We start from the raw sequence: 2,469 nt of genomic DNA on the forward strand, positions 1-2,469 counted from the left end.
AACGAACTGGTGTGAAGATCACTAGGAGCAAAATGAGTTATTGGATATGGAGTGAGGTGCAACGGTTTTTGTCGCTGACTGATTATTATCCCATTTTTATTTTCATAAATCTGAATGTTCTCTTTGGGCTGGAATGATTAGTTTTAGCAAAACTAATACAGATATGATCGAAGGGAATTAAGTAGGTTTGGGACAAAAGCGAGATAAGGATTGAAAAAAACCAGCGTAGGTGGTAGCACTGGTTTTATGAGAGGTGTTTAGCTATTTAGTAAACTGTACGGTAGGGAGGACAACTCTTGGTAGCCTCATGCGTTCACATTGGGAACTTAAGTATTCGCGCCAGTATGGCCAAACATGGTAGCTAGCATTTTTTAATGAGAACTCATCGATGCATTCTTGTTCTAAATGAGAGTTGATCCTATATTCCGCTATAAAATCGCTCTCAATAGCGGCTTTGATATCTGGTTCACCTTCTTTATCAGATGGTACTACCCATCGTGTACCAAGGCGCACGAAGACACGAAGAAGTTCTCCATCATCTTCAACCTGAATAGTTTCACTCTTATGAACAACGTGCATTTGTTGGATGTGTAGATATTCCATCTCACTATATGATTTAGGATCAAAGTCATCAGCACAAAATGATCTTGAGCTCTTCTGGTACACATCTTCAATTACTAGATTTTCAATGGCTTTCTGTAATTGGTTACTATTTTTAGTAGCCATAATTCGCCTCTAAGCCAAATTCATGTTGGTACACAACATGAGTTCGCTTGATATTTGATTTTTCGTGGAAATTGACCACTGCTACTGTGGTCCAGTCGGCATCGATTTTGCGCTTAACGCCAGCATCAGCCATTAGTTTATCGAGAGAAGCTGGTACATCACGAGCGATTCTGATTAGTCTATCCATTGCTTCGGATTGCATTACGTCATCAGACTCGTATTTGGAAAATGCTACAGGACCACCGCCAAATACTTTAGCTGCATCTTCCTGACTGAAATTCCAGCCTTTACGAAGTTCTCTCACTTCCATACCTGTTAAAAGACCTTGAACTTGCTTTTTGAAAGCAATCATTGCACGTTTATTAAAACGAGCATTTGCAGGGGTTGCTTGTTCACTTCCACATACATCACAAGTTGAAAATTGACTAGTAATTGAACCTTGCTGTCCCATATGTTCAACATGGATAATTTCTTCTTGGTCACTCAAGTGACCTTGTTCGCAGATCGGACAAATTTTGGTTGTCATTGCTCAATCCTTATTGCGAAACGTGGCATGACACAAGTAAAAGAATTTTACCAGTCTTACCAATCGCAAATTTCACATAATAATTACAGCTCATATACTTATATGCATGCTCGCGCCACTCATCTCTCTGTAAGCGGTAGCTATCGCATGCTGCCCAAGGACCAGTTGGCTTTTGAACACACCATTCAGAATTTACGTATTGACCTTGGGTTATGGCTTGTCTTAATAAATCTCGAATATCGTCAGTATCAAGTGCAAGTGATTCTATATCGTGTATACATTTGCGAGTCCAAGGGATAGTCGTATTCCCCTCAGATTCCAGAATTTTTAGAACGTCTTCTACCGCATACAATGGACCATCGATATGAATCCGTTTAGTCGTTGTGGCTGTGGGTGGTTCCTGTTCAAAAGCACTTACGTTGAGTTGATTATTTACCATTATGGTAAGTTTTTCCAGTTGTTTTTATGAAATTTGCATTTTGGAATCTAAAAAATACGTGTGTTTTGCGTTCAATCTTACAGAGTATGAAGTGCATATGGCAATGAACTTACCCAGCAATATTATTGTCAATTGACTTTGTTCCTCTCGTCTCACAACTATCCGAAATTCTTAGTGCATCTTCAATCTCAACACCAAGATATTCAATCGTGTTTTCGAGCTTAGCATGACTCAGAAGTAACTGAATAGCGCGTAAGTTCTTAATTTGGGCATAGTTCAAAAAAGCTTTTGTTCTGTGTAAGGAATGTTGTTGTGCCATATTGAGTTTTATCTAACCCAATATCGGTTACTCAACGATTAACCAGAGAGGTGTAGTAATGGTATGAAATTGGCTGTCCCTCACGGCGAGGACTTGGAAATAGGAAGTCTGTTGGTTCCAACGCATTTTGAATGATCCACTGTGATAGTGTTTGTTGTGTCTTTGGTGTGATTTTTGAAGTGTATCTCTTGCTGAGTCTTCTGCTGGTTAACAATGGTTCGTGTCATCACGCAACCACTTCGACTAACGTCTTGAACTTTTAAGTTTCGCAGATCATAAGACCTCGGCTTGCTATCAATGGCAAGATTAAACAGTGTCAACTCAAACAAACGTTCTTCAATCTCTAAGCGAATCCGAATCTGCCAAAGAACCTCCAATTTAAACACTTTCTTTTGCCCAACTCGCTTACCTTTATTTCAAGCTATCATAATGTGCTACTTATGTCATAAATTCACTATT

Annotated in this window: 2 protein-coding genes; both read right to left on the bottom strand. The window is 39.2% G+C overall.

The features are described from left to right. Positions 1 to 261: 261 nt before the first annotated feature. Positions 262 to 726 carry a hypothetical protein gene (locus I3255_RS13725; RefSeq protein WP_238039306.1) on the bottom strand — a complete coding sequence of 155 codons (465 nt, stop codon included), beginning with the start codon at positions 724 to 726 and terminating at the stop codon, positions 262 to 264. After that, positions 716 to 1,252 carry a type II toxin-antitoxin system MqsA family antitoxin gene (locus tag I3255_RS13730; protein ID WP_238039307.1) on the bottom strand — a complete coding sequence of 179 codons (537 nt, stop codon included), beginning with the start codon at positions 1,250 to 1,252 and terminating at the stop codon, positions 716 to 718. Before I3255_RS13730 ends, I3255_RS13725 begins: the two co-directional genes overlap by 11 nt. Positions 1,253 to 2,469 lie beyond the last annotated feature (1,217 nt).

It is taken from the genome of Psychrobacter sp. Ps6 (assembly GCF_022129235.1).
Classification (GTDB): domain Bacteria; phylum Pseudomonadota; class Gammaproteobacteria; order Pseudomonadales; family Moraxellaceae; genus Psychrobacter.

Bases quoted from the DNA above. Each gene is read 5' to 3' on its own strand.
- I3255_RS13725 (WP_238039306.1), bottom strand. From the start codon at position 726: ATGGCTACTAAAAATAGTAACCAATTACAGAAAGCCATTGAAAATCTA.
- I3255_RS13730 (WP_238039307.1), bottom strand. From the start codon at position 1,252: ATGACAACCAAAATTTGTCCGATCTGCGAACAAGGTCACTTGAGTGAC.